This window comes from Lactobacillus sp. 23-2 (genome assembly GCF_044902225.1).
In the GTDB taxonomy this organism is placed as follows: Bacteria; Bacillota; Bacilli; order Lactobacillales; family Lactobacillaceae; genus Lactobacillus; species Lactobacillus absianus.
On the sequence record NZ_JAOQBX010000002.1, the window covers coordinates 53,017 to 73,774 of the forward strand.

The 20,758-nt window shown below is 53.0% G+C and carries 16 protein-coding genes; 2 read left to right on the forward strand and 14 right to left on the reverse strand.

Annotated elements, in window-relative coordinates; all coding sequences use genetic code 11:
• Positions 1 to 16: 16 nt before the first annotated feature.
• The 5 genes from OCH80_RS01190 to nagA all read right to left on the reverse strand — a co-directional run bounded on the left by OCH80_RS01190 (position 17) and on the right by nagA (position 5,460).
• Positions 17 to 1,294 (reverse strand): GHKL domain-containing protein, encoded by a 1,278-nt coding sequence (locus OCH80_RS01190; RefSeq protein WP_404537238.1) that lies wholly within the window; start codon positions 1,292 to 1,294, stop codon positions 17 to 19.
• Positions 1,295 to 1,310: 16 nt separating this feature from the next.
• Entirely contained in the window at positions 1,311 to 2,030 is a 720-nt protein-coding gene (locus OCH80_RS01195; protein WP_404537240.1) for a LytR/AlgR family response regulator transcription factor, read from the reverse strand.
• 6 nt (positions 2,031 to 2,036) lie between these two features.
• On the reverse strand, positions 2,037 to 3,203 hold the full coding sequence (locus OCH80_RS01200) for a hypothetical protein (protein WP_404537242.1): 1,167 nt from the start codon (positions 3,201 to 3,203) through the stop codon (positions 2,037 to 2,039).
• A 344-nt stretch (positions 3,204 to 3,547) separates the two neighbouring features.
• Positions 3,548 to 4,174 (reverse strand): ATP-binding cassette domain-containing protein, encoded by a 627-nt coding sequence (locus OCH80_RS01205; RefSeq protein WP_404537244.1) that lies wholly within the window; start codon positions 4,172 to 4,174, stop codon positions 3,548 to 3,550.
• Between the two features lie 137 nt (positions 4,175 to 4,311).
• Complete coding sequence (gene nagA / locus OCH80_RS01210) at positions 4,312 to 5,460, reverse strand: N-acetylglucosamine-6-phosphate deacetylase (RefSeq protein ID WP_404537246.1); 1,149 nt, start codon at positions 5,458 to 5,460, stop codon at positions 4,312 to 4,314.
• 360 nt (positions 5,461 to 5,820) lie between these two features.
• On the opposite strand from nagA, the gene OCH80_RS01215 reads away from it, so the two are divergent.
• Positions 5,821 to 8,835, forward strand: a complete 3,015-nt coding sequence (locus OCH80_RS01215; RefSeq protein WP_404537248.1) for a TIM-barrel domain-containing protein — start codon at positions 5,821 to 5,823, stop codon at positions 8,833 to 8,835.
• A 77-nt stretch (positions 8,836 to 8,912) separates the two neighbouring features.
• Here the strand turns inward: OCH80_RS01215 and OCH80_RS01220 are convergent, their stop codons facing one another.
• From OCH80_RS01220 to OCH80_RS01235, 4 genes are all read right to left on the reverse strand, one after another.
• Positions 8,913 to 9,278 carry a hypothetical protein gene (locus OCH80_RS01220; protein ID WP_404537250.1) on the reverse strand — a complete coding sequence of 122 codons (366 nt, stop codon included), beginning with the start codon at positions 9,276 to 9,278 and terminating at the stop codon, positions 8,913 to 8,915.
• 229 nt (positions 9,279 to 9,507) lie between these two features.
• Positions 9,508 to 10,365 carry a sugar ABC transporter permease gene (locus OCH80_RS01225; protein ID WP_154548302.1) on the reverse strand — a complete coding sequence of 286 codons (858 nt, stop codon included), beginning with the start codon at positions 10,363 to 10,365 and terminating at the stop codon, positions 9,508 to 9,510.
• A 2-nt stretch (positions 10,366 to 10,367) separates the two neighbouring features.
• Positions 10,368 to 11,726 (reverse strand): carbohydrate ABC transporter permease, encoded by a 1,359-nt coding sequence (locus OCH80_RS01230; protein ID WP_404537252.1) that lies wholly within the window; start codon positions 11,724 to 11,726, stop codon positions 10,368 to 10,370.
• 86 nt (positions 11,727 to 11,812) lie between these two features.
• Entirely contained in the window at positions 11,813 to 12,988 is a 1,176-nt protein-coding gene (locus OCH80_RS01235; protein ID WP_404537393.1) for an extracellular solute-binding protein, read from the reverse strand.
• Here OCH80_RS01235 and OCH80_RS01240 point away from each other — a divergent pair.
• Positions 12,924 to 13,058 (forward strand): hypothetical protein, encoded by a 135-nt coding sequence (locus OCH80_RS01240; protein WP_404537397.1) that lies wholly within the window; start codon positions 12,924 to 12,926, stop codon positions 13,056 to 13,058. The genes OCH80_RS01235 and OCH80_RS01240 overlap by 65 nt on opposite strands.
• Before the next feature lie 81 nt (positions 13,059 to 13,139).
• On the opposite strand, the gene OCH80_RS01245 is transcribed toward OCH80_RS01240, so the two are convergent.
• The 5 genes from OCH80_RS01245 to OCH80_RS01265 form a co-directional block, all read right to left on the reverse strand.
• Positions 13,140 to 14,246: an ABC transporter ATP-binding protein gene (locus OCH80_RS01245; protein WP_404537254.1), complete on the reverse strand. Its 1,107-nt coding sequence runs from the start codon at positions 14,244 to 14,246 to the stop codon at positions 13,140 to 13,142.
• A gap of 26 nt (positions 14,247 to 14,272) precedes the next feature.
• On the reverse strand, positions 14,273 to 14,941 hold the full coding sequence (pgmB, locus tag OCH80_RS01250; protein WP_206987991.1) for a beta-phosphoglucomutase: 669 nt from the start codon (positions 14,939 to 14,941) through the stop codon (positions 14,273 to 14,275).
• Positions 14,926 to 17,196 (reverse strand): glycoside hydrolase family 65 protein, encoded by a 2,271-nt coding sequence (locus tag OCH80_RS01255; protein ID WP_404537256.1) that lies wholly within the window; start codon positions 17,194 to 17,196, stop codon positions 14,926 to 14,928. The genes pgmB and OCH80_RS01255 overlap by 16 nt, the downstream gene beginning before the upstream one ends.
• Before the next feature lie 96 nt (positions 17,197 to 17,292).
• Entirely contained in the window at positions 17,293 to 18,996 is a 1,704-nt protein-coding gene (locus OCH80_RS01260) for a glycoside hydrolase family 13 protein (protein ID WP_404537258.1), read from the reverse strand.
• Between the two features lie 67 nt (positions 18,997 to 19,063).
• Positions 19,064 to 20,728 carry an alpha-glucosidase gene (locus tag OCH80_RS01265; protein ID WP_404537260.1) on the reverse strand — a complete coding sequence of 555 codons (1,665 nt, stop codon included), beginning with the start codon at positions 20,726 to 20,728 and terminating at the stop codon, positions 19,064 to 19,066.
• Positions 20,729 to 20,758 lie beyond the last annotated feature (30 nt).

Here is a 20,758-nt window from a genome sequence, read left to right on the forward strand (position 1 = left end):
TATTTTGCACTTTTTTCTAAAACTGCCGGGGTGCTGCCAAGGCATTCGGCACCAAGACCTCTGCTCTGAATTCTCCCCCGCCGCTGGCGGGCGCTTGCGGGCTAAAAGTCAGCCGCAGGCGGCCATGGTAAGGCTCCAGAAAGGATTTGACCTTGCCTAAGCCAATCCCTGGCTGGCCGTTTGCCACAATGCTGTCTCCTTCCGGCCCAATTTTGATTTCCTTATCTGTTTGATTAAGCACGGTCAAAAGCATGGTTTTCCCGGAAAACTTCAGCCCTGCCTTAACCCGGTGGTCCGCCGCCAGTGAAGCTGCCTGGCAGGCATTTTTCAAAAGGTTGCCGGCAATGATGCAGAGGTCCAGCTGCCGCAGGGTCAAGTTGCCAGGAATCACCCCAGTCCAGCTGATTTCAACCTGCGGATACCGGGCGGCCAGGTCGCCAATCACGGCATTGATTCCGCTGTTGCCAGTATCGATCAATTGCCGGGTTATCTGGCTGCTGCCAACCAGGTCGTCGATATAGGCGGTCAGTTCCTGGTACTGGCCAGCATGAGCCAGACCCTGCAGGCTGACCAGGTGCTGGCGGGCATCATGGCGAAACTTCTTGGTTTCCTTCTCCCGGGCCAAAAGCGATTCATAGTAGTTTTCCTCAGCCTGGAGCAGCTGCTCTTGCTCACTCATCGCGCCTTTTAATTTCCAAACCTGGAACTGGTCTTGCAAAAGAGCCATGTCCAGCCAGACGGCAGCCCCGGCCAGGCAGGCTTCTAGCACTGGCGACTGCTTTTGCGGGCGGAGATAGGCTTGAAAGTGACCAGCTGCCAGACTTGCCACGCCCAAAACCAGAATTTCCAGAAAAATCAGCAGCCACTTGGCTTTTCCTGGCCAGTTGCCAAAAAGATTTTTGACCTTAGGCGCCAAAAGCAGGTAAACAAAAGTCAAGGCTACAGCAGCTTCAAAAACAAGATCAGCCACGACCACTTCTTGACCGACCAGCTGCTTCAAGCTCAGATCCAGCAGGCTTAAAACTGCATAGCTGCCCAGCTGGCTGAGGTCTTCTTCCTTCAGTGGCCCCAGCAAAGTCCGGCCCAAAGCAAGCAGGGCATAGATCAAAGCTTCATTTAAAAGGCCCAGCAAAGGACCAGCTAAGCCGCAAATTAACAGACCAAAAACATAAATCCCCAGCAGCCAGACCGGCTTGATTTTCTCCTTAAAAAGATAAGTGAAAGCCAGGTAAAATTTGCTGAACTGCAGCAAGATAAAAGCTGTGTTCAAAATCGTCTCGACATCAATAGACAAATTTTTTCCTCCAAAATCACAGCGGCTGGGCATAAAAGCGCAGGTAGTCAAGCCAGGCAGCTTCTACAGCCTTGACCTGGCGGCGAGGAAGCAGAATCGGCTGCTTTAGGCCAGCAAGGTAGAGCTGGTTATGCTTTAGATCGCTGATATGCTGGTAAGCCACGATGTATTGCCGGCTCACCCGGCCAAACAGGGTACTGTCAAGCTGATCTTCCCAGTACTTTAAGGGCTCAGGACTGATTACTTTTTTATCAGCCGTATAAATACAGCTCTGGTCACCCAGACTTTCCAATAGACGGATTTCATTTAAAGGCAGAGCGGTCATTGCCTTATCTGGCAGAGGAACTGCCAGCATTTGCCTGGCCAGGATTTCCTGGTAGGCTGCCTGCAAAACCGAGCTGATATCCTCCTTTTTCCAGGGCTTGAGCAGGTAGCGGAAGGCCCGAACCTCAAAGGCGGAAGGCATATAGCGGTCATAAGCAGTTAAAAAGACCAGCAAATCACTCCGCTTGTCACGGCGCAGGCGGCGGGCCGTCTCCATGCCGCTTGTGCCAGGCATTTCGATGTCCAGGAAGATCAAGTTGTACTTCTTTCCTGCTTCAAGCAGGTCATCCCCGCTCGCGTAGCAGTCGACGCGCGCGGCGTTTAACTCCATCACCAGCAATTGCCGCAAACTCGCGCGTTCTTTTTCTTCATCGTCACAAACCGCGATCCGCAGGCCCAGTTCCTCTTTCATCCTCATCTATCCTTTCCGGCCAATCGTCCGTTTGACTTCTGTTTTGCTCTTTTTGCTTAAAAGCTTTCCATATACCAAAGTATACAGCAGGATAAAAGAAAACTGGCAGATCAGCAGGCCGGCAGGACTTGCTGCGTAAAGGACAAGCAAGATGGCCGTGACCAGAAAACAAACAAGCAGTGCTAAGGCAGCCGCCTCTGCCGCCTGCGGAAAAATGATGCTCCACTTATGCCCGCTGGTAAACAAGGCGAAAACCTTGGACCGGTTGAGCTGAACCCAGGCGCCAGCTTGATAGCTCAAGATGCTGGCCAGCAAAAACAAGAGCAAGATGCAGTTCAGCAGCTGCCACAAGCAGCTCTTTAAGTAGAGCTTGGCCAGCTCCAGCTTGCTTTGGGCGAGCTGCTTCAAGCGGAAGGGCTCTGGCGAGTAAACTTTTGTCAAGCCGCGCCGCTTTAAGGCAGGAATAAGCTTATCTGACTGGATAAAGAAGAGATTGCCTGTCGACAAAGCTGGATATAAAAAGCCATGCATGTCATAAATCTGGCTGGGCCGTTTGCTGTAGATGAGCAAGGGCTTGCGGCAAAGTTGAAAATCTTGCGTTTCATTTAAAGCGGCCAGCTTTTTCCGGCTGGTCAACAAGTGCATCCCTTTCGGCACGGTTTGCCGCTTTGCGGTATTAAGCGGCAAGATTCTACGCAAGAAATTCCGGCTTTCTGCTGGCAAATCGGCCAGGGCAACTTCCTTTAGGTCCTGGCGGCTGAGACCAGCCAGCTTTAAAGCCTGGTCATTGACGAAAACAATGTGGTCATATCCCCCTAATTCAGCTTTTGACGTTTGCATCTGGTCATCCATGATCAAAGACAAAACCACGTTGCCTTGCCGCTCTTCATCTTTGATGAGCGCGAGTTCAGCCGGATAATGCTCTCTCCGGTCCAAGCGGCCGTCATCATCAAAACTGACGGCTGCTGGAACTTGCTGCCATTTTTCCTTTGACTGGTAATTTTCATAGGCACTCTTGGCCAGCAAGGCCGCTTGCGGCAGGGACCAGGCTAACAGCAGCAAGGCTGAGACCTGCAGGCAGCGCAGGGCGATTTTTCCTTGATTTTTTCCAGAACCGCGGCTGACGCGAAATTTGCCCGGCAGCTTCATTAGCAGGAGTGAACAGAAAATCAAGACCAGTTCAATCAACAGTAAAAGAGCAGAATTGTCTAAACTAGATTTTTCACGAAAAATCAGACCAAACAGCAAAATGCCAAGCAGGCTGCCAGCAAGGCTCCAAACAAAGAGACAGGTAAAATTATCCAGGCAGATTTCCAACCTGCTGATTCCGGCCAGCAGGCGAATGGCATCTTTACGATAGCCAAGCTGCAAAGGTAAAAGCAGGCTTGTGATGTATAAAAGCAGGCTGCAGATCAAAGGCAGCCGATCTACTGCATCGCGGCCGAGTCCAAGAGAATACAGAAAGACAAGGGCAAGGAGCAAACTGGAAACAGCAATACTTATTTTATTACGCATGGTCATTCCCCCAGGCAAATTCGCGCGTCACACTTTTGCGCCAGTTTTTCATCGTGGGTGGCGATAAAGACGAGCGCGCCTGCCTGTGCCTGCTTTAAAAGCAAGTCAGTGACCAGCTGGCGGTTGGCCGCGTCCAAAGAAGCGATCGGCTCATCCGCGTAGACCACCTGACCCTGTTTGTATAAAAGGCGGGCCAGGCCCAGCCGCCGCTTTTCTCCGCCAGAAAGCACGGCGGCTTTTTCATGAGCTTGCGTTAAGCCAAGCATTTCCAAGCAATGCAAGGCTTGTTCCTGGCTCTTTTTCGCCTTAGTCAACGAAACGTTGTACAGCAAGCTTTCTTCATCGATGATTCCAGCATCTTGATAGAGAAAGGCCGCCTTTTCACGCCAAAATTTCTCCCTTTTTCCTTCAGGCCAGCTGCTGGCATTCTCACCATTAATCAGAATTCTCCCCTTGCTTGGCAGGCTTAACAAGCCGAGCAGGTTGAGCAGAGTGGTTTTGCCAGCGCCGGACTGGCCAATTAGGGCAACTGCTTGCCCACCATTTGCTTGAAAAGACAAATCTTGAAACAGCAGCTTGTCTCCTGCTTGCGCCGTAATCTGATCGGCAGAAACGCTTATTCCTCTCATTGCGCTGCATCCTCCTTTGTTTCAACATCGCAATTCTATCCCTAAAAGCAGTCCCAAAACCGCAAATGCCGATGAATGGTCATCTATGCCGGTGAATGGCAGCAAAAAAGCCCGCTGACCAGCAGCGAGCTTCGATATTATTCTTCCCAGCGAACTTCCCCATTCAAGTAGGTCTTCGCCAGGGACATGTCATCTTTCAAAATCAAAAAGTCAGCTGGCAGGCCCGGACGAATTGCCCCGCACTTGTCCAGCAGGCCTTGGCTGCGGGCCGGATTGTAGCTGGCCATCAAAACGGCCTCTTCTTTGCCAGCCAGCCCCCAGTCAACCAGGTTCTTCACCCCGTCCTTCAGCTGCAAGACGCTGCCGGCCAGGTTGTCGCCCTCCTTCAGGCGCGCCATCCCGTCCTTGACGTATACCGGCAGTTCCCCCAGCATGTAGTCGCCATCCGGCATCATCCCAGCTTCCATGCAGTCAGTGATCAAAACGATATGGTCCTTGCCTTTAGCCGCCAGCAAGGCCTTGATGGCGCTAGGCGTGACGTGGTGACCATCAGCAATCAGTTCGTTGTCCATGTTCTCCAGAGCCATGGCCGCGTTGGCGATGTTTGGCCGGTTGTGGGAGAAGTCCGGCATCCCGTTAAAGGTGTGGGTAAAAATCGTTGCCCCAGCTTGAGCAGCCGCCTTAGTCTGGTCGTAGCTGGCACTAGAGTGGCCCAGGGCTACCTTGACTCCCCGGCTGACAGCATAGCTTACGAAGGCTGGCGTTCCTGGACGTTCTGGGGCAAGAGAAATTTTCTTCAGCATCCCCTTTGACGCTTCCAGCCACTTGTCCAGTTCTGCCGGGCTTGGGTCCATCATGTATTTTGGATTTTCCGCCCCCGCGTGTTCTTCCGTGAAAAATGGGCCTTCAAAATGGATCCCCTGAATCTTAGCTCCGCTTTCTTCTCCCTGGTGAGCAGCCAGCATTCGGCAAACCTCAGTCAATTGTTCACTGGACGCGGTCACCGTCGTTGGCAGCCAGCTGGTTACCCCGGCGCTCAACAGGGCTTCAGACAGGCGGTTGATCCCCTCCCAGTCGCTCTTCATCACGTCTTCTTTAACAGAGCCGTGGATGTGGGTGTCGACATAGCCCGGTGCCACGCTAAAGCCAGTGTAGTCCACCGCGTCCGGCACTTGGCTGCCTTCTGGCAGGTAGGCCCCGAATTTACCATCAACAATCTCTAAATAGCCACCTTTTTCCCGGCCATTTGGCAGGTAAAACTGATCAGCATGAATGTAATAGCGCATTTTTTCTCCTTAGTAAAACAATCTTTTCCTTCTATTATTCTTAACTCTGTAAGCCTTTTAGTCAATGCTTTGCTAAAAAATGAGCAAAAATAAAACTGCCCGTTTCAGGCAGTTAAAGATCAGCTATTGGATTCTTTGAAGAAAAAGCCCTGCGACCGGACCAGGTCTTCAGCAACTCTCTTCTGCTCATCCGTCAAATTGTAAAAGCATTAGCTTATATTAATTAAAAGAAACATATTTAAGTTTCCGTTCCAATCTGCTTGCTTTCGGCACCCAAACTGGCATTGGCTATTTTTTCCAATTTACCGCCTTTTTGGCTATAATTAGATTAGATATTTCATGATATAAAGGAAAAGAATTATGACTGCAGACCTGCAAAATTCAAGACATCAATTAGGGCGACTGGTTGGCGTCAATAAGCGCGAAAATTATTATGAGCTTCACTACGCGACCGGCGAAATTGCCCGCGTTTACCTGATCGCCAACGGCATCTTCCGCTACTGGTTGGATCCAAGTCAAGAATTTGCCGAGACTGACGACATGCTTGTCCACGGGATTCAGCCCGACCCGCAATGCTTTGCCCGGGCTACGGCCCACGCGACCAGCGACATGTTCATCATTAACGCTGGCAGCTGCAAGTTGATTTTCCAGCAGAAGACGTCTCTCTTCAGCATTTTTGACGAAACGGTCCACCGGACCCGGCTAGCCCAGGCGGCCCCGCTGGAACTGAGCGGCAAGCATGCCATCGAAGTGCTCAAGCAGAATCAAAATGAATATTATTACGGTGGCGGGGTACAAAATGGCCACTTCTGCCACAAGGGCGACAAGCTGCTGGTCAAGACCGATGGGATCACTGGAAAAGACGGCGTCTTAGCCGGCGTGCCTTTCTTCTGGACCAACGCGGGCTTTGGGGAATTGCGCAACACCAAGTCCAAGGGGATCTATGACTTCAGCGCCAGTCATGGGCAAGCTGCCCTCCTGCGCCACCGGTCGCCGGTCTTTGACGCTTTTTACATCATTGGCAATTCTCCGCAAGAAATTCTGAACAAGTACTATTCTTTGACGGGCAAGCCACTGATGCTGCCAAAATATGCCCTGGGACTTGGTCACCTCGGCAACTTCATCGACCCAGTCTGGACAGCTGCTAAAGGCAAGAAGCACGACGCGATCCGCTTTGAGGACAACAGCTACTACTCCCGCGGCGATGCTGATGGAAAAGAGCTGACCTACCACGCTTCCCTCAACGGGGAAGACAAGTACCAGTTCTCCGCCAGAGCCATGATCGACCGCTATCATCGCTGGGGTTTCCCACTGGACTGGCTGATTCCCAACTATGAAGCCAAGCAGAAGGCTGACCATGACAGCTATGCCACTTTTGCCAGCTATGCCAAGGAACAAGGCGTTCACCCTGGCTTTTGGACTGAAGACGACCTGACTCCGCCTAACCATAGCGAAAGCTTGGCCATCGACAATCCAGAAGCTGACCTGAATGAAGCCCGGGAAAACCTGGTCAAGGAAAACCCCAAGCAAAAGCCCCTGGTCCTGGTCAGAGACAGCCTGCGCCCCTTCCAAAGCGGGGCCGTGCTGGCTTACGGCGACATTGGCGGCGACTGGACGGCCATCAAGACCCAAGTAGCCACCCTTTTGGGGGCTGGCCTGTCTGGCCTGCCCTTCTTAGGCGCGGCCGTTAATGGCAAGATTGGCGGCGACAATGCCCAAATGGCCATCCGCGATCTGGAATGGAAGGTCTTTACCCCCCTGCTCTTCGTCATGGATGACCAAAGCCGCTTCAGCAAGACCCCATTTGCCTATAACAATAAGGTAAGCAAAATCATGCAGGCTTACCTGCGCCTGAGAAAGCGGCTCTTGCCTTACCTCTATAACCTGGCCAGACAAGCTCAGGACGGCGAAAGCCTGGTCCGGCCCCTCTTCATGGAATTCCCGCACGAGCAGATCTGCTATGGATCCAGCTTTGGCGATGAATTCATGCTGGGGCCGCAAATCCTGGTTGCCCCAATCGTCAGCGGCAAGGCTGACAGCCAAGGGGTCTCCGTCCGCGACCACATCTACCTGCCAGACAAGCAGACGATCTGGATCGACCTCTTCACGGGCGAACGCCTGATGGGCGGCCGGGTCTACAACCGGCGCAAGTACCCGCTCTGGCAGCTGCCGGTCTTCGTCCGCGGCGGATCCATTTTTAACCTGGGCGACCGCAACTTCGTCTTCTACCCGCAAGGCGACTCCACTTACGTCTCCTACAATGACGATGACCTGCAAGACTACCGCCACAACTGGGCCACGACGACCATCCGCACCCACTTGGCGGAAAGCAGCCTGAAGATCATCATTGAGCCAACTACCGGCTATTACCCAGACCTGGCCATCAAGCAGGGGGCCACGCTCAAGGTCTTCTGCGACCACCACCCGGAGGAAATCCGCCTCAGCGTTGACGGTGAAAGCAGCAAGCTGGAAGAATACGGCACCCTTGAAACTTTGGCCAGAGCCAAGGAAGGCTACTACTACGACAACAAGTTCTCTTGGATGCCGGAATTCACCGACCTTGGCGCTGGTCCGCGCAAGGCCCTGATCATCAAGCTGGCTGAACGCGACATCAAGCAGTCCAAGATCGAGCTCAGCATCAGCAACTTCCACTTTGCCAACGAGCAGCTGGTCCACCAGATCACTGACGCGGCCCTGCGCCTGCCCGGCCGCTTTGAGCTGGACTCCAGCAAGACCAGCGCCCATTCGCTGACGGTCAAGTGGAACCAAAGAACGCCAATGGTGCAGATCGAAGTAAACGGCCTGCTCTACACTGGCATCCCTGGCAACATCTTCACCTTCACTGACCTGGCCGCCAACAAGGACTACAAGTTGCGCCTGCGCTATGAGTCCGGCTACAAGGTTTCTGAGTGGTCCGACTTCATCCAGGCCAAGACCAAGCGGGACCCAAGCGACTACATCATTACTGGCGTGAAGGCCGCCGCCAGTGCTGCCAGCCGCCCGGGACACCCGGTCAAGTACCTCTTGGACAAGCGCGAGGCTACCGACTGGCAGACCGCCCAAACGCCGACGGCCGAAGAACCGGTCACCTTGACCTTCGCCTTCCCGCAGCAGGTGGAGCTGAGCAAGCTGATCTATGTTCCAAGAGCCTTGGACAAGGAGGGACGGCCGCTGAAGATGCGGGTTGAAGTCTCTACCGATGGCCTGACCTTCAATCCATACGGCGGCGACTATGAGTTCAACGCCGACTGCAAGAACAAGGTCATCGGCCTGCGCGGCGTCAGTGCCCAAGCCATCCGCCTGTCAGTCCTGGAAGCGACGGGGACGGGCCTTGGCGCAAGCAGCATCGACTTTTACCGGCCAATCCAAAATTAAGCCAAAAACCGGAAGCATCAGCACGATGCTTCCGGTTTTATTTTTCCAAAATTTGCATTTTCGGCTTGCATTTTATTTTACGCGGATGCTGACCGGTGCTTACAAACCAGCTTGTCATTCACGTGATCCGCGTACAAGGCCAAAAGCGGGTAGATCAGGTACCAAATAAACACTGCCCAAGCGTGCGGAGCCCAAATCCAGCCAATGATGACGGTGACTTCCAAAAGGCCAGCGCAGACCCAGGTAACCCGCTCATTGATCTTAGTGACTGGCAAAGTGCTTAAAGCCAGACACAGGATCAGCTTGCAGCTCATGTTGATCAAGGGGATGGCTACCAAGTCCGGCGGGCCGCCGGCCAGAAAAATAATTTGAATCAGCACCCTCATGGCCAAGCCAATCCCGGCCAGTAAATTGACGAAATGAATGATTTCCGCCTTTTTCATTTTTCTACCTCTATACTATTTCTTTCTCGATTTTTCTTTTACCAAACTTTTTTGACAAATATACACTATCTGTAATACTTAGATTTAGTATATTGCTTTTTCCGATTTCTGGCCAATCTTTTCTTTCCTTATTATTTATTTTCGTTTTTATGCTTTATGAGTACAGCAAAAATCGCTTTGGAAGAATCCAAAGCGATTTCTTTGTGCTGAGAAGGCGAATGATAAAAGTTTAACCCTTGTCCGCACCAGCGGTAATCCCACTGACGTAGAACTTCTGCATGATGATAAAGAGGATCGTGATTGGGATGGCAATGATGACACACCCAGCCACGAATTGTGCAAAGTAGGTCGTCGCGCTGCCTTTTGCTGAGGAAAGCATGTTGTACAAACCATAAGCAATGGTGTAGGTCTTGGCATTCCCGGAGGTAGAAAGGATAATCCCGGAGAAGATGAAGTCGACCCATGGAGCCATGAAAGTGGTCAAAGCCGTGTAAACGATCATTGGCTTGGAAAGTGGCAAACCAATCTGGGTGAAGACCTGCCATTTAGTCGCGCCGTCCAATTCAGCGGCTTCGTCAAGCGACCGGGGAATGGTGTCGAAGAAGCCCTTGGCAACGTAGAAGCCTAAGCCCGCGCCACCAACGTAAACCAGGATCAAGCCGCCCAGGTTCAGCATATTGAAGCCCTTCAGGATGTAGTAGAGGGCGATCATTGACATGAAGCCCGGGAACATCCCCAAGACCAAGGCGATTTGCAGGAATGGCTTCCGGAATTTGAAGCGAAGCCGTGAAAGCACGTAAGCTACGGAGATTTGAATAAAGGTTGACAAAGTTGCGGAAATAATCGCGACGATCAAGGTATTGATGATCCAGTTCAAATATGGATATTCAGGGTTGGTAAAGATCCCAATGTAGTTCGCGAAAGTCCATTTTTCAGGGAAGAAAGTTGAGATAAACCCAGTATCGTTATAGGAGAAACTGGCCAAAACGATCCACACGATTGGGATCAGCCACAGAATTGCCAAAATCGTCAGCAAGAGATATCTGAAGAAAAGCGATAGCTTTCTTTGATGTGCGTAAGATTTCAATTCTAACCCTCCTTAAAGGCAGTCGTGTGCCGGTAAGCGATCAAGGAGACTGTTGCACTCAAGATGAAGATCAAGATGCCCAGAACCGCTGATGCGTTGTAGCGCTGCTGCTGACCGAAGGTCAAGTTGTACAGCCAGTTGACCAGCAAGTCGGTTGAACCAGCACCGTTGTAGTTGTTGTTCATTGGCTTACCGCCAGTCAGCAGGAAGATAACGTTGAAGTTGTTGATGTTCCCGATAAACTGCTGGATCAGGGATGGACCCATCACGAACAGGATCTGCGGGAAAGTAATGTTGTGGAAGACCTGGAAGGCATTGGCCCCGTCGATCTTCGCCGCTTCAATTTGGTCTTGCGGCAGGTTCTGAATAATGGCCATGGAAACCAGCATGGAAACTGGAATCCCGATCCACATGTTGACGATGATGACCGTCAAGCGGGCCATCCATGGGGAAGCTTCGTTGTCGATGAAGTGAATTGGCGAACTGATCCAGCCCCAATGTTGGAGCAGGGTGTTCAGTGGGCCTTGCGCGTCCAGGAATTGGGCGATCAGCAGCAAGGAAACGAATTGTGGGATGGCGTAAGCGATAACGAAGATCGTCCGCCAAATCTTCTTGTGCTTGATCCCCTTGGATTCAATCAAGAGCGCCAAGAGAACGCCGCCCAGGAAGGTGGTTGCCGTCGCGGCAACGGCCCAGATCAGGGTCCAGCCCAGAACTGGGAAGAAAGTACCTGACAAGTCACCGCTCAAGACATTGCCAAAGGCCTTGAAGCCGATCCATGAGAAGCCGATTGGGTGCTGGCGGTCATAGTTGGTGAAGGCCAGCAGGGTCATGAAGACCGTTGGCAAAACCGTAAAGAGGATGATCCCCAGAATAGGAATGAACATCAAGGTCGCGTGCAGGCGCTGGTCAAGCAGGCTGTGCAGCTCTTCCTTGTTGCTTGCCAGCCGCTTGCCTTCCCGCTTGAGCACGTAGTTGTAGCGTACTGACCGCAAGTTGATGACATAGAGGTAGATAAAGCCGATCACCAGGAAGACGGCCAGGACCCCGAAAAGCAGGATCAAGACTGAGTTGTCTGGCTGCTTGGTGATATAAACCCCTTGACTGGAGTCAAAGACGACCTTCTTGGTCTTAACCGCGCCTAAGCTTGGCAATTGGCCCAGGGCATGCAGACCGCTGGTGAACAGCCATACAAAGAAGACGATTTCCGTTGCCAGCAGACTGATCCCCTTTGCCCATTGCTTGTGCTTGAGGGCACTAGCCCCCATCACGAAGAAGGACAGTTTGTCAGCAGCATCCCCCTTGGACCACACCTCTCGATACGTGGCTGCAGGAGGAATGTGTCCTTTTCTCTTAAACATTTTTTATACTCTCCTTCTCAACCATTGGATTGATGATTGCTGTAAAAATTGACTAAAAACGCTAACTAAAACTAATTCAAGCTAACTTACTTCTTAGAAATCTTCTTGTCAAACTTAGCAAGCTGAGCCTTGTATTGTGAAGCCTTGATCTTGCCGTCGTAAGCACCGCTGATCAAAGGAGCTGCACCATCCCAGAAGGTTGCCATTTGTGGCAGCTTTGGCTGCAGAACTGAGTTGCCGCTCTTAGACATTTCGATTACGGCTTCAGCAACTGGGTCGCTCTTAACCGCGCTTGAGGCAACCGCGCTCTTCAAAACTGGGATTTGACCAGCTTCCTTGTGGGCGATCAGTTGTGACTTCTTGTCGGTGATGTAGGCAGCCAATTCTGAAGCGGCCTTAGCGTCAGAGGTGTGTGAGTTGACAGCGAAGCCTTCGATCCCCAAGAATGCTTCGAGTTGGGCCTTCTTGCCACCGACAGTTACCATTGGGTACTTGGCAACGCCGAAGTTCTTGCCCAAGATCTTCTTGATGTTGGCAGCGTTCCAAGGACCATCCATGATAGCGTCAGCGTTGCCCTTCTTCAATTGGTTCAAAGCGTTGGAAGTCTGCATTACGCCCTTGTTGCTCTTTTGCTTGGCAATCCAGGTCAAAGCGTTGACACCATTTTGGCTGTTGAAGGTTGAGCCCTTAAGGTCTTCGCCGTTGTCGCCGTAAAGCTTGGTACCGGCTGAGAAGAAGATTGGCCACATGGTGTAGGCGTTGGTAAAGTCAGTGGCAACCACGCCCTTAGAGGTCAAAGTGTTCCAGTCCTTGACGTCATTAGCTGACAGCTTGGACTTGTTGTAGTAGATCGTGTCGGCTTGTTGAGCGTATGGGTAAGCGTAGACCTTGCCCTTCCAAGTTACGCCCTTGTAGGCTTGGGCAACGTAGTCGCTCTTGATCTTCTTGGTATCGCTTGGTGACAGTGGGTTGATGTAGCCCGCGTTGGCCATTTGCCCCAATTGGTCGTTAGGAACTTCGAAGACGTCCGCAGCCTTGGACGCGTCTTTGCCGACGTCAGTCTTGGCGTTGGCTGAGCCGTTAGGACTTTGGGTAACCTTAACGGAAATGTTTGGATACTTCTTGTGGAAGTCCTTCACGATTGACTTGTAGTAGCCGACTTGTTCGGTGTCAACCCACAAAGTCAATGAAGCCTTCTTGTTAGAATTATTTGATGAACTGCTGCTGCTGCTGCTCCCATTTGAGCAAGCTGATAAACTCAACGCAGCCAATACTGCGGCACTGCTCATGGCAGCTTTCTTCCATAAACTCATTTTTTTCCTCCTAAAATAACATCTGTTAGTTTTCATACCGCCTGCGGCCTTTGCCGCAAGTCTTGGTAAGCTTGATTAAATTAGTTTCCAGCAATTCTTCTTAATTGCTGATCGTTACGTGCGTGTCCTTGTCGAAGAAGTGGGCACTGTTCAGGTTGAAGCCCGCCTTGACGTTGTCGCCAGGGTGGTGGAAGTCGCGGGCGTTTACCACGCCGACGAATTCAGTTCCATCGACGTTCATGTAAAGCTGGCTTGTAGCCCCCAGCAATTCCGAAACGACGACTTCCGCGTCAACCGTTGATTCTGGCCAAGTGTCCAGGAAGGCTTGTTCCATGTGGATGTCTTCAGGACGCAAGCCCATCACCAGCTTCTTGTCCTTGTAGCCCTTCTCGTTCAATTCCTTGGCCCGGCCTTCTGGCAGATGCATCTTCACGCCCTTGCCATCGGAAATGTAGGTCCCGTCAAAGGAAATATCGAAGAAGTTCATTTGCGGTGACCCGATGAAGCCAGCCACGAATTGGTTGACAGGCTTGTTATAGACTTCCTTTGGCGTCCCGATCTGCTGGATCCGCCCGTTGTTCATGACGACGATCCGGCTGGCCAAAGTCATGGCTTCGGTTTGGTCGTGAGTAACGTAAATCGTGGTCGTCTTCAGCTTTTGGTGAATCTTGGCGATCTCCGCTCTCATGGAGACCCGCAGCTTGGCGTCCAAGTTGGACAGCGGTTCGTCCATCAGGAAGATTGGCGCGTCACGTACGATCGCTCTCCCTAAGGCAACCCGCTGTCTTTGACCACCAGACAGGTCGGCTGGCCGCCGTTCTAGCAGGTGGGCTAACCCCAGGGATTGGGCCGCGCTCTTGACCCGCTTGTCGATTTCGCCCTTGTCATAGTGACGCAACTTCAGGCTGAAGGCCATGTTGTCGTAAACGGACATGTGCGGGTACAGGGCGTAGTTCTGGAAGACCATGGCGATGTTCCGGTCACGTGGGCCAACATCGTTCATGACTTTGCCGTCGATGGCCAAGGTCCCCTTGGAAATGTCTTCCAAGCCAGCGATCATCCGCAGGGTCGTGGACTTGCCGCAGCCAGATGGCCCAACAAAGACGATGAATTCTTGATCGTCGATGTGGAGGTCAAAGTCAGACACGGAGTAGTCGGTGGCATTTGGGTATTTCTTATAGATGTGATTTAAGTCAATTTTTACCATTGCTCTTCTACCTAGTCCTCTTCTGTCTATTTTTCAGTCTTTTCAAACACTTTTTCGATTTCGCTCAATTCAAGGGCGCTCGTGGAGCCAACCACGTAGTCCGCTCCCTTGAGCACGACCGGATCCCCGATTCCGACCGCGAATTGGCCAGCAGCCTTGATTGACTGGATGCCAGCTGGCGCGTCTTCAAAGGAAATTACCTCGTCAGCCTTCAAGCCTAGCAGCTCTTGGGCCTTGACGTAGATTTCCGGGTCCGGCTTCCCATGCTTCAAGGTCGCTGGGTCAACCCGGGCTTCGAAGGCATCCTCCAAGCCCAGCTGATGCAGAATCAGCGGCGCGTTCTTGGAGGCTGAGGCCAGGGCCAGCTTCAAGCCTTGCTGCTTGGCTTCGGCAAGAAGCTTGTCCATGTTTGGCAAAATGTCTGCCCGGGTCATCTGCTTGACCGCGTTCACGTAAGCCGCGTTCTTCTTGGCGGCCAGGGCTTCCTTCTCTGCTTCCGTGTATTGGTCTTGCTTGTGGCCAAATTCCAGAATCAGCTCCAGGGAGTCCATTCTTGATCTGCCGCGGAGCTTATCGCCAAACTCTTCCGGAAGATCAATGCCAATGCTCTTGGCCAGGTCTTGCCAAGCTTTCAAGTGGTAGACGGCTGAGTCGGTGATTACCCCGTCCAGGTCAAAGATTAATCCTTTAAGCATTTAGTCTGTCCTTCTTTCAATGCAACTTCTTGATCCCAAACCTTGACCGTCAGGTCAGCACCTGACAGAAGGCTGATCTTGACCTCGTCGGCAACTTCCACGGCCAGGATGCGACCCCGGTAGTTGATCTTGAAGCTGTAGCGCGTCCAGCCCTTTGGCAGGAATGGCGCAAAGCTTACGCCGTCTTCGTTGTAGCGCATGCCGGCAAAGCCTTGCACGATGGCCAGCCAGCTGCCGGACATTGAAGTGATGTGCAGGCCGTCGCTGGTGTCGTTGTTGTAGTTGTCCAAGTCCAGGCGGGCTGTCCGCTTGTACAGGTCCATGGCCTTTTCCTGCTTGCCCAGTTCCGCGGCCAGGATGGCGTGGATTGAAGCACTCAGGGAGCTTTCGTGAACCGTCATTGGTTCGTAGAAGTCGAAGTTCTTTTCCTTTTGTTCCTTGGTGTAGCGGTCATTCAAGAAGTAGATCCCTTGCAAAACGTCGGCTTGCTTGATGAATGGGGAACGCAGGATCTTGTCCCATGACCAGTGCTGGTTCAACGGCAATTGGTCGGCAGGGATGCTGGAGACTGGACGCAGGTCCTTGTCCAGGTAGGTATCGTTTTGCACGAAGATGCCTAATTCCTTGTCTTCTGGGAGGTACATGCGGTCAACGATGTCTTGCCACTTGGCCAGTTCATCGTCGCTTACCTGCAGGCGCTTCTTAGCCGCTTCATCAGCCAGTGGCCAACGTTCCAGGGTGTAGCTGAGCAGCCATCTGGCCATCGTGTTGGTAAACCAGTTGTTGTTGACGTTGTTTTCGTACTCGTTAGGACCGGTTACACCGTGGATCATGTACTTGCCCTTGCGCTTGGAGAAGTGGACCCGGTCAGCCCAGAAGCGGGCGGTCGATACCAAGACGTCCATCCCTTCGTCCTTGACGTAGGAGTCATCGCCCGTGTAACGGGTGTATTGGTAGATGGCAAATGGAATGTCCGCGTTTCTGTGGATTTCTTCGAAGGTGATTTCCCATTCGTTGTGGCATTCAATCCCGTTGAAGGTCACCATTGGGAACAGGGCCCCCTTCAAGCCTTGCTGGCGGGCGTTGTGGAAGGCGCCTGGCAATTGCTCGTGCCGGTATTCCAGCAAAGCGTGGGTGACTTCCTTAGGCGCAACGGCCAAGTACATTGGGATAATGAAGGCTTCCGTGTCCCAGTAAGTGGCACCGCCGTACTTTTCACCGGTGAAGCCCTTTGGCCCGATGTTCAAGCGAGGGTCTTGGCCATAGTAGGTCATGAACAATTGCAAGATGTTGAAGCGGATCCCTTGTTGGGCATCTGGGTCGCCGTCAATGGCAACGTCACAGGATTCCCAGCGCTTGGTCCAAACTGCCTCGTGGTCAGCCAGGTTTTGGTCAAATGACTTAGCCTGCAGCTGGTCCATCAGCTTTTGCGCTTCGGCTGCCTGCTCCGCGTCAGCCACGTCCCGGCTGGTAACGACGATGACGTCCTTTTCCAGTTCGAAGCTTTCGCCTTCGCCCAAATTATAGGTGAAGCTTTCGCTCAATTGCCCTGCGGCCGTCTTGACCGTGCCTTCGACCTTTTCGTTGTTTTCCCGCATTGATTCCTTAAGGAGGACGGTGAATTGTGGGGTGCCGAAGTTGTTGGCCTTGGTCCGCAGCTGAATGCTTCTAGCGTCGGCGTCTTCGCCTAAGGCATCCCAGAAGCCTTCTTCATAGTTGGAGTCTTCATTGTAGACCCGGCCGTTCAAACCGCTAGCTACCGTAATTTTGGCGCTGCCGCTTAAAACGGTGGCCTTGACCTTGATCAAGGCTGCCTGGCGGATGACCACGCTCAAGAAGCGGGTAAACTCAAACTTGACGCGAACATCGCCGCCTTCATAGATGAAGGAGCGGGTCAGCAGGCCTTGGTGCATGTCCAGGGTAAGCTCGAAGTCGCTGATCTTGTTGACGGCCAGGTCCAGCTTGGTGCCGTTGATCGTGATGCCCAAGTCAATGAAGCTTGGCGCGTTCAAGGTCTTGCCGAAGTAGTCCGGGTAGCCGTTCTTCCACCAGCCGACCCGAGTCTTGTCTGGGAACCAGACGCCCGCGTAGTAGGTGCCTTTCAGGCTGTCGCCGCTGTAGCCTTCTTCAAAGTTGCCGCGCAAACCCATATATTCGTTGCCGATTGAGGTCATGCTTTCTTGCAGCCGCTTGTCTTCTTTATTGAAGGTGTGGCTGGTTAATTTCCAGGGATCGATTTCAAAAATGCGTTTCATGTTTCTTTTTTCCTCGCTCAATTGATTCTGACTCAATTATGCCGTTACTTGCAAACGCTAACAAGGACTGATTTGATGTTACCGTTAACAGCTTTTTTACATCATTTCAATCACGTAGCCTTTTGGCGCTAATTTCCCGTCAGCGTACTTTTGGCTCAAAGCCGCGTCAGCCTTGACTTCCACCGGCTGGTCAGTCGTGTTGAACCAAGCTTCGACTTTTTCAGCGCCGGCGCGCTTGACGTGGACCAAACCGTTTTCAGCGACTTCCAAAAGGGTCGTCCCCTGGCTCAGTGTCTTGGCGTGGGCCAAGCGGAACTTGATCAGGCGGCTGACGGCCTCCCAAACGGGGCTGCCTGCCTTGGACCAATCCATTGGCTTGCGGCAGTCCGGATCAGCACCGCCGCTCATCCCCATTTCGGTCCCATAGTAGATGCATGGAGTCCCGGTTTGGAGGAAGGTGAAGGCCAAAGCCTGCAGGGCCTTGTCTTCATCTTCGCCGGCAACGGTCTTGATTCTTGGCGTATCGTGCGAGTCCAGAACGTTCAGCATGACTGAATTGGTCTGGTCCCGGTACAAGAAGAGCTGGTCGGTCAGCAGCTCGGTCATGGTCTTGGCGTCTTGCGTCCCCTTCAGGAAGTGGTCGGAAATCAAGCCGGTGAACGGATAGTTCATGACCCCGGAGAATTCGCCGCCATTAAGCCAGGACTGGCTGGAGTGCCAAGATTCACCCAAGATGTAGAAGTCGGGCTTGATAGCTGCGACCGCATCATGGAAGGCTTTCCAGAAGTGGTGGTCCACTTCGTCCGCTACGTCCAGGCGCCAGGCATCGATATCGAATTCCTTGACCCAATAGGTCGCGATCGTCAGCAGGTAGTCCTGGACTTCCGGGTTGGCGGTGTTCAGTTTTGGCATGTGCTTTTCAAAGGCAAAAGTCTCGTAGCTTGGATCTTCCGGATCATATGGCTCAACCGGAAAGCGGTTGATGTGGAACCAGCCGGCGAAGCGGGACTTGGCCCCATTTTTGACTACGTCCTGCCATTGCAGGGAGTGGTCGCCCATGTGGTTGAAGACGGCGTCAAGCATGACGTGCATCCCCCGCTCATGCGCCGCGTTGACCAGCTGGGCAAACAGCTTCTTGTCGCCAAAGTCAGGGTCGATCTCCAAGTAGTCAATGGTGTCGTACTTGTGATTGGAGCTGGCCTTGAAGATCGGGCAGAAGTAGAGCCCGTTGACCCCCAGCTGCTTCAGGTAGTCCAAGTGGTCCAGCACCCCTTGCAGGTCACCGCCGTAGAAGTCTTCTCTAGTCGGGTGGTCTTCAGGATTCCAGGCCTTGGTGCCGGGGCGGTCGTTTTGCTTGTCCCCATTGGCGAAGCGCTCAGGGAAGATTTGGTACCAGACCGTGTGCTTGACCCAGTCTGGGGTCTTGACCATGTCGATTTCGTGGAAGTAAGGCAGCTTGAAGTAATTGTTTGGATCCTCGTAGGCTGCTTCTTCGTCTTCTCGCAGGCCGCGGTCGCCATAGACGCACTTGCTGCCGTCAAGGCCAATGACCTCAAACAGGTATTGGGCCCGGTGCAAAGGCAGGGTCAGGGTGCCTTCCCAGTAGTCCTGGACCTGGCCATGCCCGGCCAGGGTCAAAGACAATTCCCGCTTCTTTTCCAGCGGCTCATGCACGTCAGCGTAGTAGACGCGGACTTCCTTGATGTCTTTGCCCGTGTGGAGACGAACCTTCATTTGTTCTTTGTTGATCAGGAAGCAGTCTTCGCTTTCTGGTCTGTGTCTCAATGCTGCAGTTTGCATTTGCTTATGCTCCTTAGGTATTTTTTGCTACTGTTCGTTCTTTACTGTGTTTACCTTTTCGTCTAACTTATTCGGCTTTTAAAACGAGGCCGGCAAACGGCATCAGGGTCACTTCCTGGCCCGTGGCCGTCCAATTGCCGGCTTGTAGGACCGGCCGTGGCTTGGCAAATTCAGCCGGCAAGGTGACCTGCTGCTTCTTGGCGCTGAGGGAGACGATCACCAGAGCGTGCTCTTGGCCCAAGTCCCGCTGGTAGGCCACGATTTCCGGGGCCGTGTCAAGCAGGTAGTAGCTCCCGTCAGTAAAGAGGGCTTCCTGCTTGAGCTTCAGCAAGGCCTTGTAGAAGGCCAGCATGCTGTCTGGATCTGCTTCCTCGCTCTTGACGCTCACCTGGTCTTGGCTTTCGCCAGTCAGCCACGGGGTGACGGTGCTGAAGCCATTGAACTGGCTGTCATCCCAAGGCATGGGGCCTCTGGCTGGCAGCTTGTGGGTGGCATTGACCATTTCAAGAGCCGCGGCTGGTGACTTGCCGGCTTTTTTGGCGCTGGCCATGAAGGCGTCAACCGTCATGTCCTTGAAGTCGGCCGCTTTCTCAAAATGCAGGTTGTGCAGACCAAGTTCTTCACCGTAGTAGATGATCGGCAACCCGTGCTCCAGATACATCAGCATGGCCAAAGACTTCTGCTGAACCGCGGTCTTGGCAAACCTGGTGCCCAGGCGGGCCATGTCATGGTTGCTCCAGTACAGGGTCGGCAGGCCGTCCTTTAAAGTCTGCTGCCAAACCGCCTGCGTCTGCTTAAATGCCAGCCAGTCCATGCCCTTTGGCTGGTACTGGTCGCTGTAGGACTCGTCAACCGTGGACTGGTCTTCCGCAAAATATCTGAAAGTGACGACGGAGTCCATCAGGCCGCGATCCTTGGCCGTGTAGTCGTAAGCCAGGTTGACGTTGGCGCTGGCCGCCTCGCCAAGCAGCAGGGTGCCTGGGAAGTCCCGGCGGATGGCCGCGCAGAACGGCCGCAGTCTTTCCTGCACTTCCGGCAGGTTGGCGAAGAAGGGTTCGGCTACCACCGGCTCTTTGCTGGTTGATGGGTAGCTCTGGCGCAGGTCAGCCTTGGCAATGTGAATGAAGGCATCCACCCGCAGACCATCGACCCCCTTGGCCAGCCAGAATTCCGCGGCCTTGAGCATCTCTTGGGCAACCTTGGGATTTTCCCAGTTCAGGTCCGGCATCCGCTTGTCAAACAAGTGGAAGTAGGACTGGCCAGTCCCCGCTGGGTCAGGTTCCCAAACGCTGCCGCCAAAGAAGCTGCCCCAGTTGTTGGGCCGCTTGCCCTGCTTGCCGGCAAAAATATAGTAGTCCCGGTAAGGGCTGTGGGGGTCGCTGACGGCTTCCTTAAACCACGGGTGCTGGATGGACGTATGGTTGAGGACGAAGTCCATGATGACCTTGATCCCTGCTTGATGCAGGTCAGCCACCATGCCTTCAAAGTCAGCCATGCTTCCCAGCTTGCCGTCGATTTGGTAGTAGTCGCTGACATCATAGCCGTTGTCGACGCCCGGGGACTGGTAGATCGGATTCAGCCAAACGGCATTGATCCCCAAGTCCCGCAGGTAGGGAATGCGCTGGCGAATCCCGTTCAAGTCACCGATGCCATCCCCATTGCTGTCCTGGAAGGACTTGGGGTAGATCTGATAGATTATTGCATTTTTAAACCATTCGTCATGTTTGCTCATGTTCTGAATCCTCCGCCTCTAATTAAAGCA

Excerpts from the sequence above, each read along its gene's own strand:
- OCH80_RS01195 (WP_404537240.1), bottom strand. The coding sequence starts at position 2,030 with ATGAAAGAGGAACTGGGCCTGCGGATCGCGGTTTGTGACGATGAAGAA.
- OCH80_RS01205 (WP_404537244.1), bottom strand. The coding sequence starts at position 4,174 with ATGAGAGGAATAAGCGTTTCTGCCGATCAGATTACGGCGCAAGCAGGA.
- nagA (WP_404537246.1), bottom strand. The coding sequence starts at position 5,460 with ATGCGCTATTACATTCATGCTGATCAGTTTTACCTGCCAAATGGCCGG.
- OCH80_RS01215 (WP_404537248.1), top strand. The coding sequence starts at position 5,821 with ATGACTGCAGACCTGCAAAATTCAAGACATCAATTAGGGCGACTGGTT.
- OCH80_RS01220 (WP_404537250.1), bottom strand. The coding sequence starts at position 9,278 with ATGAAAAAGGCGGAAATCATTCATTTCGTCAATTTACTGGCCGGGATT.
- OCH80_RS01230 (WP_404537252.1), bottom strand. The coding sequence starts at position 11,726 with ATGTTTAAGAGAAAAGGACACATTCCTCCTGCAGCCACGTATCGAGAG.
- OCH80_RS01245 (WP_404537254.1), bottom strand. The coding sequence starts at position 14,246 with ATGGTAAAAATTGACTTAAATCACATCTATAAGAAATACCCAAATGCC.
- pgmB (WP_206987991.1), bottom strand. The coding sequence starts at position 14,941 with ATGCTTAAAGGATTAATCTTTGACCTGGACGGGGTAATCACCGACTCA.
- OCH80_RS01255 (WP_404537256.1), bottom strand. The coding sequence starts at position 17,196 with ATGAAACGCATTTTTGAAATCGATCCCTGGAAATTAACCAGCCACACC.
- OCH80_RS01260 (WP_404537258.1), bottom strand. The coding sequence starts at position 18,996 with ATGCAAACTGCAGCATTGAGACACAGACCAGAAAGCGAAGACTGCTTC.
- OCH80_RS01265 (WP_404537260.1), bottom strand. The coding sequence starts at position 20,728 with ATGAGCAAACATGACGAATGGTTTAAAAATGCAATAATCTATCAGATC.